This window comes from Promicromonospora kroppenstedtii, assembly GCF_044389675.1.
In the GTDB taxonomy this organism is placed as follows: domain Bacteria; phylum Actinomycetota; class Actinomycetes; order Actinomycetales; family Cellulomonadaceae; genus Promicromonospora; species Promicromonospora kroppenstedtii.
The window spans coordinates 73,658-88,989 of the sequence record NZ_JBIRYI010000013.1 but is presented as its reverse complement, the minus strand read 5'-3'; the positions used below and the strand labels follow the sequence as shown (position 1 = coordinate 88,989).

Genomic DNA, 15,332 nt, shown 5'->3' with positions numbered 1-15,332 from the left:
AGTCGGGACCAGTTGCCCTGCTGGATCCGCGTGGCCCGTGGTGTGCTCGACAAGAGCGCGAGCGCGCGCACGAAGGGAGACCAGCCATGAACATCGTCGACGCACGGGTCGAGCGCATCCTGAGCGCGGCCGGGGACGCCCCGAGCGTGCTGAACACCCAGCCCTGGCGGGTGGCGGTCGAGGAGAGCACGCTGACGCTCCGCGCCGATCCGTCACGGCAGCTGCGGCACGCCGACCCGCACGGCAGGGAGATGCTGATCAGCTGCGGCGCCTACCTCTTCAACATCCGGGTCGCGGCTCGCCGCGAGTCGTTGACCGCGGTCGTCACGGTCCTGCCCGATCCGGACGACGAGCTGCTCGTCGCCGAGGTCGTCCTCGAACCGGGCGACGACCCGAGCCCGGACGAGCTCGAGCTGTCCGTCGCGATCGAGCACCGCGTGACGTCGCGGGTCCCGTTCGACGACCAGCCCCTCCCCGCGGACGTGCTGGTCGCGATCCAGCGGGCCGCCGACGCCGAGGGGGCCGCCCTGCGCACGATCCAGCCCACGGACCCCGCACGTGCCCAGGTGCTCGCGCTGGTCCGGCGGGCGGAGGCGCTCGCGGCCGAGGACATGGCCGGACGCGACGAGGAGGCCGCATGGACGGCCACCTGGCCGGGGCGCGACGACGGCATCCCCCAGCACCTGCTGGGGCGGGCACCGAAGAACCCGGACGCGCCGGTGCGCCGGTTCCACGCGAGCCGGGGCCAGGAGCCGTTCGAGGAGCACTCCACCATGGCCGTCCTGGCCACGACCGGCGACTCCCGGCGGGACTGGGTCGCGGCGGGCCAGGCACTGGAGCGCGCGCTGCTGGTCGCCACCACCTACTTCGTCCAGGCGTCCTTCGCGACCACCGTCCTGGAGAACCCCACGACACGGCACGACCTGCGGGGGGCGCTCTCCCTCAGCACCTTCCCCCAGATGCTGATGCGGCTCGGCACCAGCCCACGCGGGGAGCGCACACCCCGCCGCACGCGGCCGCGCCACGACGCCATGAACCCGTGGGTGCCGTGGCGGGGCCGGCCCGAGGAGTGACCGGCCCGCGCTATCCGACCGCGTCGTCGAGCCGCGCCTGCGCCGCGGCCAGCCGGGCGATCGGGACCCGGTAGGGCGAGCAGGACACGTAGTCGAGGCCGATGCCGTCGAACACGGTGATCGACGCGGGGTCGCCGCCGTGCTCGCCGCACACGCCGGTCTCCAGCTCGGGCCGCGCCCGCAGCCCCCGCTCGGCACCGATCCGGACGAGCTCCCCCACGCCGTCGGCGTCGAGGGAGGCGAAGGGGTCGGCGGGCACGATGCCCGTCTCGAGGTAGCGGCCCAGGAAGGAGCCCTCGGCGTCGTCACGGGAGACCCCGATCGCCGTCTGGGTCAGGTCGTTGGTGCCGAACGAGAAGAAGTCGGCGTGCTCGGCGATCTCACCGGCCGTGAGGGCGGCGCGCGGCACCTCGATCATCGTGCCGACCGCGTAGGGCAGGCCCGGCACCCCGACCGCGGCGAGCTCCTCGTCGGCGGTGGCCACGACGATCTCGCGCATCCGCCGCAGCTCCTCGGCGAACGCCACCAGCGGCACCATGATCTCCACCCGCGGGTCCAGCCCGCGGCCACGCACCGCGAGCGCCGCACGGACGATCGCGCGGGTCTGCATGACGCCGATCTCGGGGTACAGCAGGGACAGGCGCACGCCCCGTGTGCCGAGCATGGGGTTCTTCTCGGACAGGCGCAGGACGCGGGCCAGGAGCGCTCGCGCCCGGTCGAGCTCGCCGGGTGCGCCGTCCGTCTCGAGCCGCTGTACCAGCAGGGACTGCTCGACCAGGTCGGGGAGGAACTCGTGCAGCGGGGGGTCGATCAGCCGGACGGCGACGGGCAGGCCGGTCATGGCCGTGAAGATCTCCTCGAAGTCCGCCTGCTGCATGGGCAGGAGCTCGTCCAGCGCGGCCTGTCGTTCGGCGGCGGTGTCCGCCAGGATCATGCGCCGCACCACAGGCAGGCGGTCGGTGGCCATGAACATGTGCTCGGTGCGGCACAGGCCCACGCCCTCGGCGCCCAGCTCGCGTGCCCTCGCGGCGTCCGGCCCGGTGTCGGCGTTGGCGCGCACGCCCAGGCGGCGCACGTCGTCGGCCCAGCCGAGCACGGTGGCGAAGTCGTCCGTGACCTGCGGCGGGACCAGCGGCAGGGCGCCGGCGTAGACGGATCCGGTGGTGCCGTCCAGGGTGACCGTGTCCGCCTCGGTGAGCACGGTGCCGCCGACCGACAGGGTGCGGGCGTCGGCGTCGATGCCCAGCTCCCCCGCGCCGGCCACGCACGGCTTGCCCATGCCCCGGGCGACCACCGCCGCGTGCGACGTCATGCCGCCGTGCGCGGTGAGCACGCCCTGGGCCCCGGCGATACCGTGGATGTCGTCCGGTGTCGTCTCCCAGCGCACGAGCACCACGGCCTCGCCCGCCTGGCCGCGCTGCGCCGCGGTGTCGGCGTCGAACACGAGCGTGCCGACGGCCGCTCCCGGCGAGGCGTTCAGGCCGTGCGTGAGCGGGGTCCCGGACCAGGCCGGGTCGATCGTCGGGTGGAGGAGCTGGTCGAGCTGGGCCGGGTCGATCCGGCGCAGTGCCGTCTCCTTGTCGATCTCGCCCTCCGCGACGAGGTCGCGAGCGACCTTCAGCGCCGCGGCCGCGGTGCGCTTGCCGGTGCGCACCTGGAGCAGGTAGAGCGTGCCGTCCTCGACCGTGAACTCGATGTCCTGCATGTCCTTGTAGTGGTGCTCCAGCAGGTCCATCGTGTCCATGAGCTGGGCGTACGCCGCGGGCAGCAGCTTCTCCATCTCCGGCAGCGGCCGGGGGGTGCGGATACCCGCGACGACGTCCTCGCCCTGCGCGTCGAGGAGGAACTCGCCGTACCGCTCCCTCGCGCCTGTGGCGGGGTTGCGGGTGAAGCACACGCCCGTGGCGGACGTGTCGCCCCTGTTGCCGAACACCATCTGCATCACGTTCACGGCGGTGCCCAGGTCGTCCGGGATGTCATTCAGCTCGCGGTACACGCGCGCCCGGGGGCTGTCCCACGAGCCGAAGACGGCGTCCACCGCCCGGCGGAGCTGTTCGTGCGGGTCAGTCGGCAGGTCGTGGCCGGTGGCCCGGCGGGCCTCCTCGCGGAACGTCGTCACGAGCTCCCGCAGGTCGTCCGCCGTCAGCTCGTTGTCCCACCGCAGCCCGCGACGGTCCTTCAGTGCCGTGAGCGCGTCCTCGAAGGCGCGTGCGGGGACTCCCTCGACCACCTCGCCGTACATCTGCACGAACCGGCGGTACGCGTCCCAGGCGAACCGGGGGTCGCCCGACTCGGCCGCCAGGGCCTCCACCGACTCGTCCGTGATACCGAGGTCGAGGATCGTGTCCATCATCCCGGGCATGGACCGTACGGCGCCCGACCGCACCGAGACCAGCAGCGGCCGGTCGGCGGCGCCCAGCCTGCGGCCCGTGCGGCGCTCCAGCGCCTCCAGGTGGGTCACGATCTCGTCCCACAGCCCGCCTGGCCAGCGATGGTCGTTCGTCATGGCGGCGACGCACGCCGCGGTGGTCACCGTGAAGCCGTCCGGGACGGGCAGGCCGAGGCGCGTCATCTCGGCGACGCCGGCACCCTTCCCGCCCAGCAGCTCCCGCATCCCGGCGCTGCCCTCGGCCAGGTCGTACACGTACCGCCCGGCCGAAGCCGGCTCCGGCGCACCGGCCGAGCGGGGCCCGGTCCGGCTGTCCGCATGCGTGGTCATGATGCCTCCGTCCCGCCGGCAGCGATCCCACCGGCAGCAAGCGCACAGGACAACCATCCCTCGCCCGGACGACGGCCGGCCAGGGCCGAACGGCCCGGAGCGCAGGGACTTCGGTGCCCCTGTGCCCGGGCCGCGCGACCACCGGCCTGTGGCTCGGGCCCCGTCGGCTCAGGCCCCGTCGGCGGCGAGCGCCTCCGTGAGCAGCGCGACGAGGGCCTCGAGCTGTACGTCCGTGGACGACGCGTCGTCGTCCTCGCCCGCCCCGTCGAGCGCCCGGGCGGCCAGCCCTGCCTTGCTGTCGATCAGCTCGGCGATCTTGGCGTCGATGGTCTGAGCGGCGATGATCCGCCAGGCCGTGACGGGGTCGGCCTGGCCGATCCGGTGGATGCGGTCGATGGCCTGGGTCTGCTCGGCGTAGGTCCAGGACAGCTCGGCCAGCACCAGGTTGGAGGCCACCTGGAGGTTGAGCCCCACGCCGGCGGCCGTCAGGGAGCACACCACGATCGACACGTCCGGGTCGTCCTGGAACGCAGTGATGTTCTTCTCCCGCATCCGGGGCGTCTGGTCGCCGCGGATCGAGGCGTAGCCGATGCCGCGGTCCGCGAACGTCTTCTCGGCCTGGTCCATGACGTCGACGTGCTTGGCGAAGAACACGACCTTGCCGACGTTGCGGGCCAGCTGCGCGGCGTAGTCGGCGGCCAGTCCCGCCTTGGCCTGGCCGATCCGGCGGACCATGGTGAACACGTTCTCGCCGTCGGCGCGCGAGCTCGAGTCCTTCAGCTCGGCCGCCGCCACCCGGCGCGCGAGCTCCAGGTCGACGCCGTCCACGACGACGTCGTCCACGACCGAGCTCTCGGCGCGCGCCTGGACGGCGGACCGGTAGCGGCTCACCAGGCGCTCGGCGAGCGCGACCTCGGCGGCCCGGATCGAGCGGCCCGCGGCGCCGTCGAGCTCGACCGGCATGTCCGCGACCCGGCGGGCCGGGATGTCGGCGACGACGTCGGCCTTGCGGCGGCGCACGATGCCCAGGTCGATCACGCTGGACCTGGCGGCAGGGTAGAAACCCGGGTCCGCCGGGGTCAGGCCCGTGTCCTCGAGCGAGGTCAGGAGCGTGGCCTGCGGCTTGGTGTCGTCGATCCAGCCGAGGAACTGCCAGATCGCCCGGAAGTCCTCGATGTCGTTGATCAGCGGGGTGCCGGTGAGCGCCATCATGAGCGGCCGGGCGGTCCGCGCGCGGATCCGCTCGGAGACGGCGAGCACGTGCTGGGAGCGCTGCGATCCCTTGTTCTTGATGAAGTGCGCCTCGTCCACGACCATGCCGCGGAAGCCGAGGTCACCGAGCCAGCCGACGTGCCGGTCCAGGATCTCGTAGTTCACGATCACGACGTCCGCGAACCCGTCGACCTGGTCGCCGTCGCCGTGGACCACGGTCGGCCGGCGCTTCGGCGTCCACATCTCGACCTCGTGCGCCCAGTTGGTCTTCACCACGTTGGGCGCCACGACCAGCAGCGGGTAGGCGTCAGCCGCCTGGGCGGCGAGGAGGGCCTGCGCGGTCTTGCCGAGGCCGGGCTCGTCGGCGAGCAGGTAGGTGCGGTGGCCGCGGGCCGTGGCCTCGACCACCTGGGCCTGGTGGTGCATCAGCGTGCGGCCGTGCGCCGCGGACAGCGAGCGGGGCTCGGGCAGCGGCATGCAGGCCGGGGCACCGGGGCCGGCGTGCTCGAAGGACCGGAAGAGCGGTTCGAGCAGCTCCCAGCCGGCGAGCCGACGGACCTTCGGGGCCTGCCGCTCGGCCGCGGCCGCGAAGTCGGGGGCGAGGAACGGGTTCGCGAGCTGGCGCGAGATCACCGAGCGGGGCACCACCTGCTTCTCGGCGCCCGGCGCGGGGGCGACCGCCGGCGCGGGCGGTGGCTCCTCCGGCGGCTCCAGCCCGCCGGCGCGCATCATGTCCGCCTTGAACTCGCGTGCCGCGTCGGAGACGCGGGCGTCCTCGCCGAGCAGCTCGAGCAGCGAGGTGTCCCGGGCCGCGATGCGCGCCAGCAGCGTCCCCACCGCGTCGAGCCGGTCGAGCCGCTTGGTGCGCTGGTTCTCGGTGAGGTCGCCGTCGGCCCGTACCCGGGCCCGCTCCTCGCGCATGAGCAGCGCGACCACCTGGAACTTGGTGCGCACCGCCGGGCGCGTCGGAGGGCGGCGCACGGCGCCGTCGACCTCGTGGGCGGCCTGCGCGAGCACCGGGATCATCCCCTGCTCGGCAGGCCGCGCACCGGTACGGCGGCGCTGGGTGCCGGAACCTGAACCGGACCGCGCGCGGCCCGGTCGGCGTTGGCCTGATCGTGCCAAATCTCCTCCTAGCTGAATCCTGACGGCGTCCGCCCCCGCTCGCCCGACCGATGGGCATCCGCTCGCCGTCGAGCCCCGCCCCTCGGCCGCCATCTTGTCGCCGAACGAACCCGGACGACAGGTCTGCGTGTGAACCATGTCGCCACCTGCGAGAACGCCACAGCTCCCGTGGAGCCCACGGGTATCGGGCGGCCGTCAGGCCGCCCGGACCGCCGCGACCCCATGGGGCCGGGGTCCGGAGTCAGCAAGGGCGGCCACGCTCCGGACGGGAGCGTGCTCGCCTACGCACGGGGCGGGAGCCACGCACGTGTTCAGGATACGGCGCCCCCGCCACGAGATCGAACTTCGACACTGTGGGTAGTGTGGGGCCCGGTCAAGCAGACGGCCGGCCTCCGTTCCGTATTCCTCTCGCCCGCGCGTGCACTGCGTCGGCGAGGCGAGGACGAGGGCGCAACGCTCGTGCGCCAGTCGCCGTCTGCCGGTCCCCTTCGGTACCGGCCGGCCGGCACGCCATTCCGGAGGGACGAACACATGACGACGAACGACACGGGACAGCGCTCCGGCGAGGCCGTCGTGGGGCACCCCGCGGCCGAGCCCGCCGCCGCGTCGTCGGGCGGTGAGTCGCTGACGAGCCCGGTACTGCCCGCGACCGCCCCGACCACGACCCCCCTGGGTCTGGACGACGGCGCCGACGCGGGGGTGACCACCGAGCTGGAGCTCGCCGTCGAGCTCGCCGACGAGCTGGTGCTGACCCTGGACCTGAACGGCGTCGGTGAGCCCACGGAGCCGGGAGCGGACCCGAGGGACGGCGCCGACACGGACGACGTCCTGCCCTGGCACCAGCCGCTGCAGGTGTGGGTCGACGCGGGCGACGTCCTCGCCGGGTTCGGCGTGGACGGCTGGGCCGAGTTCGACGAGCTCGACAGGCAGGTCCGGGCACTGCACGACGAGCTAGGGCCCGACCACGAGCTGACCCGGGCCGCCATGGGCGACCGGGACGCCGTCGACGCCCTGTCCAGGCAGGACGAGAAGGCGTACCAGGAGGCTCTGACGGTCGCGGTGCAGGAGGTCGCCCGCGAGCGCCGCATCGACGTGGAGGTGCTGCCGGTGCGCATGGCGCAGACCGGCTCGGGCGACTCCGGACCTACCTCCGAGGTGGCCGACCTGCTCGCGGCGGCGGTCCGCCGCGCGGTGCTGCCGCAGCTCGGCCGGCCGCTCCTCGACCTGGCCGACGGCGCGGTCGCCGCGAGCGTGCGGGCGGCGGGACGCACCTACCGGGAGCGCATCAGGACGGACGAGCGCCCCGTCCCCGCCGTCCTGCACGACGAGCTCGAGGAGGAGCTGCGCACCGAGCTGCAGGCCGACGAGCTCATCCCTGACGACGCGTCGTGAACGGACCGCGACGACGCTCCGGAGGCCGGGGCATCATCGCGGTCCGCACCGAACGGTCAGCGGGTCAGCCCGCCCGGCACGACACGTCCCGCTTGGGCAGGGTGCCGTCCACCAGGAACTTCGTGGTGGCCTCCAGCGCGCACGGGTTGTCGTGCAGCAGGTAGGCGCCGTGCCCGCTGTTGTCGACGGTCACCAGGCGCGACCGGTCGCCGAACGCCTCCCGCGTGCGCTGCGCGGCGGCCAGCGGCGTCGCCGGGTCGCGCTCGTTCTGCAGGATCAGGACGTTCCGCTTGCCCTCGGGTGAGATCTCCGCCTGCTCGACGGGCTCGTACGGCCAGTAGGCGCACGGCGTGATGTTGGCCCCTGCCGCACCGAACATCGGGTACGCCTTCCGGTCGGCGGCCACGGTGTCCTTGTAGTGCTGCACGTCCTCCGGCCAGTCGGAGTCGTTGCAGCTCACCGCGAGGAACACCGTCAGGGCGTTGTCCAGCGGCCAGGGCTCCTCGGCATCGGACGCGGCGCCGGACGCGGCAGCCGCCGTACCGGCCGGCGCTCCGCCCGGGGTACCCGCCGGCACGTCGGCCAGCTGCTGCTCGACCGCGGCCGCGTCGTCGGTCAGGACCGACTCCCAGACCTCGGCGATCTTGGGGTACTGCCCCGGGCTGTAGAGGTACCCGAAGGTAGCCATCCGGAAGATCACGCCGTCCACGCCGGCGAGCGGCTGCTCGTCGAGCCGCTCGGCCAGCTCGAAGAACGTGGCACGGACCTGTGCCGGCGTACGCCCCAGCCCGTAGCTGCCGTGCCGCTTGGCCGCCCACATCGCGAAGTCGGGGAACGTGTCCTCCATGCCGGGGCCCCACAGGCGGATGACGTCCTGGTTCAGGTGCGTGTCACCGATGTTGCTGTCCAGCACGACGCGGTCGGCCCGGTCGGGGAACATCGCGTCGTACGTGGCGCCCAGGCCGCTGCCGTAGGAGTAGCCCAGGTAGCTGGCCTTCTCCTCGCCCAGCGCCGCCCGGATCTGGTCCAGGTCACGCGCCGTGTCGGGCGTGTTCAGGTGCTGCAGCAGCTCGGCGTCGGGCGACGAGGCGCACTGCTCGGCGATGCCCTTGACGACCTTCGCCTGCGCGTCGACGGCGGCCTCGTCCACCGCGTAGGGCGGCAGGTTGCCGAAGTGCGGGGTCTCCGCGGTGAACCCGCAGCGCGCGGCCGTCGAGTGCCCGATGCCGCGGGTGTCCATGGCGATGATGTCGTAGGCGTCGCGCACGCTCTTCGGCAGGCCCCTGGACGCCAGCAGCGTCGACAGCGTGAGCCCGGAACCCGACGGCCCGCCCGGGTTCAGCAGCAGGATGCCGCGGCGCTTCTCCGGGTTGGTGCTGGCCATCCGGGAGATCGTGAGGTCGATCTGCCTGCCCTCGGGCTCGGCGTAGTCCAGGGGCACCTGCACGGTGGCGCAGTCCAGCACGTACGGCGCCGCCTCCTCGGCGACGTCCGCGGGACAGGCGCCCCACTCGGCCGGCGCCGGGACGGGCGCCTCCGCCACCGTGACCGGCGTCGTCGTGGACGCGGTCGTCGTGGCGGCCCGGTCCTGGGCCATGGCCGGCAGGCCGGCGGCGGCACCCGCCGAGGCCACCAGGCCCAATGCCAGCGTCACGGCGACCCCGCGCCGTGTTCCGCTTCGAGGTGGCCGTGGCCGCCCCGGGCCTCGCTGCCGGGATTTCCCGGGTACGGATGTGGCAGGCCCGTCGTCGTACTGGGACGGCTTCGCGCGGTCTCGCATCGGTGACCTTCCTCCGGCTGAGAGCTTCACCTCGGGGCGCAGCCGTCGTGCGGGTCGACCAGCCCCCCGAGGTCGGTCCGACCAGTCTCGGCGCCGGGCCGGCGCGGCCCCAGTGACGAGCCGTCACCGCCGGCCGGGAGGATCGGCGCGCCGGCGGGTGACATGTGTCATGCCACCGCCGGTGCCAACCGGTCCTTCGGGGGCCGCGAACCGATCGTGGGACGTACCGGTCCCGGCGGCGGCACTTACCTGGCGCGGCAGGTCCGGAGGTAGCTGAGGAACGACGCCTGCAGCCCGGTAACGTGCGTCTCGCGCAGGACCGCGCTGGTGACCGCTCCGTCGCGTGAGGTGAGACGGTGCAGCAGGGTGGCCGTGTTCTTCGTGAGGCTCTGGTAGACGGCCAGGTCACCGAGAAGCTCTCGGTCGTTGAGGGTCACGTGCAGCCTGGCGTCGGGCCGGCTGTCACCCAACTCATGGAGCTGGGCGAAGATCTGGCTGTCCTCCCCGGCGATGCCGGGACTGCCCGCGCCGATGGTCTCGAAGAGCGTGCTGCCGCTGAGCCAGGTGTACAGACTGAAGAGTCCGCCGTAGGAGTAGCCGAAGAGCCCGTGGCCGCTCTCGGCCGTGCCGTAGTCGCGTTCGATCCGCGGGTGCAGCTCTGCGGTCAGGAAGCTCAGGAAGGCATCGGCGTGGGTGTCGCGCAGCTCGGCGAGGTAGGCGTCGGACTCCTCGCGCGTCCGTGCTCCCGTTCGGATCCCCAGCTCCACGGCGTCGAGGAGCTCCTCGGCGATCGGCTCGCCGGGCGGCACGAGGTCCCTGTTGCGCAGCCGGTCCCAGTGCTGCGCCTCCTCGCCCGCGTAACCGACGCTGACCTGGATGTAGGGACGGATCTGCTGCATGGGGTCCAGCTGGGTGACGATGAGCGGAGCCGTCATGCCCACGGCCCAGTTGCCGTCGAGCACATAGACGACAGGTGCCTGCGTCGTCGCGGGATCGTAGCCCGGTGGCGCGGTGACCCAGATTCCGTAGTCGTGCCCACCGCCGGACCGCACCTCGAAGTAGTCGGTGTCGGCTAGGCAGCCCTGCCACATGGTCGTCATCGAAGGTCCTTCGCATCTCGGCGGCCTGGAGAACGAGGACGGCGTCGGCAGGCTGCGACCATGTGGGACACAGGACGGCGTCCTCTTTTCCAATGGATAAACTGTGGGAGTGATCTTGTCAGGCGCAGACCCCGAAGGCAACGCGCGCGCACGTCTCCTGGTCCGGCTTCTCGACGCCTTCGGCGAGGACCTTCCCTCACCGGAGGTGTCGCTCCGCGAGATCGCCGCCCGGGCCGAGACCAGCCACGCCCTTCTGCGGTACCACTTCGGGTCGCTCCCGGGCGTCCTGGCCGCCATGCTCGGGGCGCAGCGGTCCCGGGACAACGAGGCTCTTCTCGAGGGCGCCCGGCAGGGCACCTTCGACGAGCTCGTCCACGCGATCTGGCGGGCCTACACCCGTCCGGAGCAGCTCTCGCGTGTCCGCGGGTTCTTCCACGTCGCGGGGCTGGCGGCGTACCGCCCGGACGACTTTCGTGAGTTCATCGACTCGCTCGAGGACCTGACCGAGATGATGGCCTCGCTCGCCGAACGCGAAGGGCTGGACCCTCAGGAGGCAGTGGCGGTCGCTACCGTCACCACTGCCGCGATCCGTGGCCTGCTCCTGCGGGAGGTCCTCGCTCCGGCAGCCCGTACAAAGGACCCGGTCGCCCTGATCCTGCGCATGAGCAAGGACCCGTCCGTTCCGCGGACCTGCCCGGAGCCCTGAGGGGTCCGGCATGGTCAGAGTCCGTCCAGGTCCGCTTCCGCCCATGGACCCGAATGAGTTCACGCAGGTCAGGCCCCAGGGAACTGCGGCCCGGCTTCCCGAGCTGTCAGCAGCCCCCGCCTGGTGAGTGTGAGCAGGGTAAGCGGGCCGAGTACGACGAGGGCGAGGATCGACAGCGTGGCGAAGTTGCTGACGGCCAGGAGCGGGCCGGCGGCGAAGGCAGCCATGGCCCCGGACAGGTTCGACAGCGCGTCGACACCTCCCTGGGCAGACGCGCGCGTCTGGTCGGACACGACCGTGCTGAACAGCGCCGATCCGGCGACGTTCACGAAGGACCAGCCCACGCCGAGGAGGGTCAGCGAGACCATGACCCACCCGGTACTGTCCGGCCGGAGCGCGGCGATCACGAGCGAGAGGGCCAGGACCAGGATCCCCACACCGATGGTCAGCCGGTGGCCGCGACGGTCGGCAAGGTGGCCGACGATCGGCGACAGGGCGTACATGCCCGCGATGTGAAGGCTGATCGTGATCCCGACGAGCGTGATCGAGCCACTGTGATGGGCGATGTGGACGGGAGTCATCGTCATGATGGAGACCATCACGACCTGAGCGGTGAGGATCGCGACGAGCGCGTACCGGGCGGTCCTGTTGGCCCGCAGCTCGGCGAGGACGAGCCGCATCCGGCCAGACCCCCCGCCGGCCCGGGACGAGCGAGGCCGCGCAGAGCCCTGCAGCAGGAGGAGCGGGTCCGGGCGTAGCCACAGGAAGACGACCAGACCGGCCAGTGCGAGACAGACGGCGGCGATGAGGAAGGCACCGGCGTACACGGTCAGTTCCGTCCAGTCACCGATGAGCTGTCCGGGGACGCCCAGGTTCGGGCCGAGGACCGACCCGATCGTCCCGACCCAGACGATCAGGGCGAGCGAGCGACCCTTGTGGTGTGGCTGGGCGAGGTCGGTGGCGGCGAAACGGGACTGGAGGCTCACCGCGGAACCGGCACCGATCAGCGTCAGGCCGATGAAGAGCGGAACGACCAGACCGCCTTGGGCGGCAACGACGAGGAGCGCGCTGCCCGCGGCGGCTGTCCACCACCCCGCACTCAGTGCGGGGCGCCGGCCGAATCGGGCCGCGAGGTTACCCAGCGGCAGCCCCAGCAGCGCCGCGCCGAGCGTGCTGGCGGTGCGCGCCAGGCCTGCCCAGGCCTCGTTGTCGGTGACCTCGCCGGCCAGCAGCACCCCGATCGAGGGCGCGATCCCCACACCCACGGTCCCGATGATCTGCGTGATGACGAGCACGATCATGGTGCGCCGCTGCGCAGGTTCCGCCACCGTCGGCGGTACACCCCCTGACGCTCGGGGGATGTCGGCCGGCTGTCGACGTTCTGACACAGTGGTCCTCTCTGAAGTGCCGCAAGGACACAACTTGTATTCTAGATGCGCCGAGAAGCCATAGGGTTCCATGACGAGGAGACGGCGGCCGTCAGCGACCACGCCGGGGCAGCGCCCGCTACTCGCGAAGGAGCAGCGCGGGCGCGAGCACCGCGGCAGGGAACGTGTCCGCCACGCTCGAGGACACCTCCGCGATGTGCCCGCGCAGCGTGCTCGCGAACGCTGTGACATCACCGACCCGGAGGTGCTCGGTGAGCCGTTCGTGCTCGGAGATGATCTCCGCGCAGCGCGCCAGAAGGGTGTCGCCGGCAGCGAAGAGCACGAACCGGTGGCGGTCTGCGAGCCGGTCGTAGAGCTCGAGCAGCACACCGTTGCCACCGGCCTCGACGAAGCCCCGATGAAACTGGAGCGTGAGGTCGATGAAGCGCCTGACGTCTTCGGACGCGAACGCTTCTCGCTGCGCGCCGATGGATCGCTCGAGGACGTCCGCCAGTCGTTGCCGCAGCACGTCGGGAGCCCGGTCGACCGCTGTGGCCTCCAGGACGAACCGGGCATCGGCGAGCTCCACGATCGTGCGCTCGGACAGCCCTTGCACCAGCGCGCCCCGCTTCGGGTACACGACGATCCAGCCCTCGTCCTGGAGCCGGGCCAGCGCGACCCGCACCGGGGTCCGACTCATCCCCAGGCTCGCCGCGAGGGATGCTTCGCCCAGCATCTCGCCCGGCTGGTGGGTGCCGTCGAGGATGGCCTCTCGGATCACCTGGTAGGCGCGTTCGGACGCGCTCGCCGCGTCACCTTCGTCGACCATCCGCACGCCCTTTCACCCAGCTCGCCGCGGTCCCGCTCGCCTTGGATCCAACTTGTACCGCCCAGGCTAACCGCATGGGCGACAGATCGAGACGTGGCAGGCCGCCGCGTTGACAGGCCATACCGGCACCCCGTTTACTGTACTGACGAGTCAGACTAGTTTTAAGGAGGGTGGTCCGAGATGGCGGGAACACGGGTGGAACCGGTACGTCGACGTGCCCTGGTGGTCGGTTCGGGGATGGCGGGCTGCGCCGGGGCGTGGTGGCTGGACCGCGAGGGGTGGGACGTCGTGCTCGTCGAGAGGGAGGTCGACCCGTTCCCGAGCAGCTATCTCCTGCAGCTCGATGCCGAGGCGACGCGGGTGCTGCGTTTGATGGGTGGACAGGACATCCTCGACGAGGCGACCTTCGCGGCGCCGGAGATGTCGGTGCGGTGGGGCGCTCGCAAGGTCCGCGAGGTCCGGATCGATGCCGGGGACGGCTGGCGCCTCGCCCAGCGCGCCATGCTGCTGTCCCGGCTGTTCGCCCATCTTCCCGCCACGGTGGAGACCCGGATGGGTGTGGAGCTTGCGGCACTGGAGCATCGCGGCGACGACGTGCTGGCCAGGTTCGCCGACGGGTCGAGCGAGTCCTTCGACATCGTGGTTGGTGCGGACGGGCTGCACTCGACGGTGCGGCGGCTGACGTTGGCGTCCGAGGAGCAGAGCGTGTACCGCAACGGCCTGTCCCATGTGTGGATCAACGCTGATGTGCCGTTGCCGGAGGGCCGGGCGGTGGTCGCGTCCCGCGAGGGGATGCTGATGCTGGTCTATCCGTTCCTCGACACGGACCAGACGTCGATCATGGCGGTGGTCCCCCAGGCGACCTCGACCAGGCCGGACATGGAGGCGCTGGTGGATCGGGTGTGCGGCGCCGTCGAGCGTCTGGGGCCGGAGATGCGCGCGGTGGCGGCGGCAGGGCGCGCCTCCGAGGACACGAAGCTGACCCGGTTCTCCCAGACGCGCCTGCCGCGCTGGTACACCCGCCGGGTGGTGCTGCTGGGCGATGCGGCGCACTGCATCGACCCGGTGTCCGGGATGGGCGCGCACGCGTCGCTGCCGGGCGCGAAGGTGCTGGCCGAGGCGCTGCGGGACGCCGACGACGTCACGGTCGCGTTCGCCCGGTTCGAGGCCGAGATGCGCCCCTTCGCGCGGACCGCGCAGAGCATCACCGCGCGGGCCGTGGAGTTCAGCACGGGCGCCCAGGGACGCGGTCCCGCGGCCTCCGTGGCCGGCATGGTGGGCGATCTGCTCGCCACGATCCCGTCGACGATGACGAGGCTTGCCGCTCGTCGACGAGTCAGGGCCGGGAACCCGGCGTGAACACCGCCCGATCGCGGGCAGTCCGTCATGGCTTGTCATCATGTCACGCGGTGGCCGGGCACACTGGTCACGGAGCGATGCCGATACCGCATGCGAGAGAGAGATCGATGGGACGCACAGCAGGACGAGGGCCCGATGACACCAAGCGCTTGATCCTGGACGCCGCGAAGGGGGTCGTCGTGGCTCAGGGCGCTCGCGCGACGCTGGACGACGTGGCGGTCGCGGCCGGGCTGACGCGCGGCGCGGTGATCTACCACTACAGCTCGAAGAACGCGCTGTGGCTCGCGCTGGCCCAGGACGTGACCGAACGGTTCCACCGCGACGTGGAGGATCTGCTGGAGGACGGCGACGAGCCAGGACGGCTCGCGCGCGCGTTCGTCCGCGCGTCGCTGGAGGGTGACAACATCGACACCGTCGGAGAGCGGCTGTTCCTCCTGTCGGCCCTCGCCTCCGCGCCCGGCGTAGCCGAGCTCGTCGCCGAGGACGGGGCACGCTGGAAGATCGCGATGGCCGAGGACGGGCTCACCGTGGGAGCCCGCACGGTGATCGCCAACGCCGTGGACGGGGCAGGCCTGATGACCGGCTGGGGACTCAAGCCTGAGCGCGACGAGCTTCTCGCGCTGCGCACGGAGCTGGAAAGCCTCACGGCCACCGGCCGGTAGCCCCGGAG

Annotated in this window: 11 protein-coding genes; 5 read left to right on the top strand and 6 right to left on the bottom strand. The window is 72.2% G+C overall.

What is annotated here, in order from left to right:
- Positions 1-86 precede the first annotated feature (86 nt).
- Entirely contained in the window at positions 87-1,073 is a 987-nt protein-coding gene (locus ACH47X_RS20115) for an Acg family FMN-binding oxidoreductase (RefSeq protein WP_397406298.1), read from the top strand.
- A gap of 10 nt (positions 1,074-1,083) precedes the next feature.
- On the opposite strand, the gene ppdK is transcribed toward ACH47X_RS20115, so the two are convergent.
- Complete coding sequence (ppdK, locus tag ACH47X_RS20110) at positions 1,084-3,792, bottom strand: pyruvate, phosphate dikinase (RefSeq protein WP_397406297.1); 2,709 nt, start codon at positions 3,790-3,792, stop codon at positions 1,084-1,086.
- Between the two features lie 168 nt (positions 3,793-3,960).
- Positions 3,961-6,030 carry a DEAD/DEAH box helicase gene (locus tag ACH47X_RS20105; protein ID WP_397406296.1) on the bottom strand — a complete coding sequence of 690 codons (2,070 nt, stop codon included), beginning with the start codon at positions 6,028-6,030 and terminating at the stop codon, positions 3,961-3,963.
- 630 nt (positions 6,031-6,660) lie between these two features.
- On the opposite strand from ACH47X_RS20105, the gene ACH47X_RS20100 reads away from it, so the two are divergent.
- Complete coding sequence (locus tag ACH47X_RS20100; protein WP_397406295.1) at positions 6,661-7,521, top strand: hypothetical protein; 861 nt, start codon at positions 6,661-6,663, stop codon at positions 7,519-7,521.
- A 64-nt stretch (positions 7,522-7,585) separates the two neighbouring features.
- Here ACH47X_RS20100 and ACH47X_RS20095 read toward each other — a convergent pair whose 3' ends face one another.
- Together ACH47X_RS20095 and ACH47X_RS20090 are read right to left on the bottom strand one after the other, a co-directional pair.
- On the bottom strand, positions 7,586-9,175 hold the full coding sequence (locus tag ACH47X_RS20095) for an alpha/beta hydrolase (RefSeq protein WP_397406294.1): 1,590 nt from the start codon (positions 9,173-9,175) through the stop codon (positions 7,586-7,588).
- Positions 9,176-9,546: 371 nt separating this feature from the next.
- Positions 9,547-10,401 (bottom strand): alpha/beta hydrolase, encoded by an 855-nt coding sequence (locus tag ACH47X_RS20090; RefSeq protein WP_397406293.1) that lies wholly within the window; start codon positions 10,399-10,401, stop codon positions 9,547-9,549.
- 109 nt (positions 10,402-10,510) lie between these two features.
- Here ACH47X_RS20090 and ACH47X_RS20085 point away from each other — a divergent pair, with 109 nt between their 5' ends.
- Entirely contained in the window at positions 10,511-11,107 is a 597-nt protein-coding gene (locus ACH47X_RS20085) for a TetR/AcrR family transcriptional regulator (protein WP_397406292.1), read from the top strand.
- Positions 11,108-11,175: 68 nt separating this feature from the next.
- Here ACH47X_RS20085 and ACH47X_RS20080 read toward each other — a convergent pair whose 3' ends face one another.
- Positions 11,176-12,567, bottom strand: coding sequence for an MFS transporter (locus ACH47X_RS20080; protein ID WP_397406291.1), 1,392 nt, complete (start codon positions 12,565-12,567; stop codon positions 11,176-11,178).
- Positions 12,568-12,613: 46 nt separating this feature from the next.
- Positions 12,614-13,303 carry a GntR family transcriptional regulator gene (locus ACH47X_RS20075; protein ID WP_397406290.1) on the bottom strand — a complete coding sequence of 230 codons (690 nt, stop codon included), beginning with the start codon at positions 13,301-13,303 and terminating at the stop codon, positions 12,614-12,616.
- 180 nt (positions 13,304-13,483) lie between these two features.
- Between ACH47X_RS20075 and ACH47X_RS20070 the strand changes: the two genes are divergently transcribed.
- A complete protein-coding gene (locus ACH47X_RS20070; RefSeq protein ID WP_397406289.1) occupies positions 13,484-14,662 on the top strand; it encodes an FAD-dependent oxidoreductase in 1,179 nt (392 codons plus the stop codon).
- A gap of 77 nt (positions 14,663-14,739) precedes the next feature.
- Positions 14,740-15,324, top strand: coding sequence for a TetR/AcrR family transcriptional regulator (locus ACH47X_RS20065; RefSeq protein WP_397406288.1), 585 nt, complete (start codon positions 14,740-14,742; stop codon positions 15,322-15,324).
- Positions 15,325-15,332 lie beyond the last annotated feature (8 nt).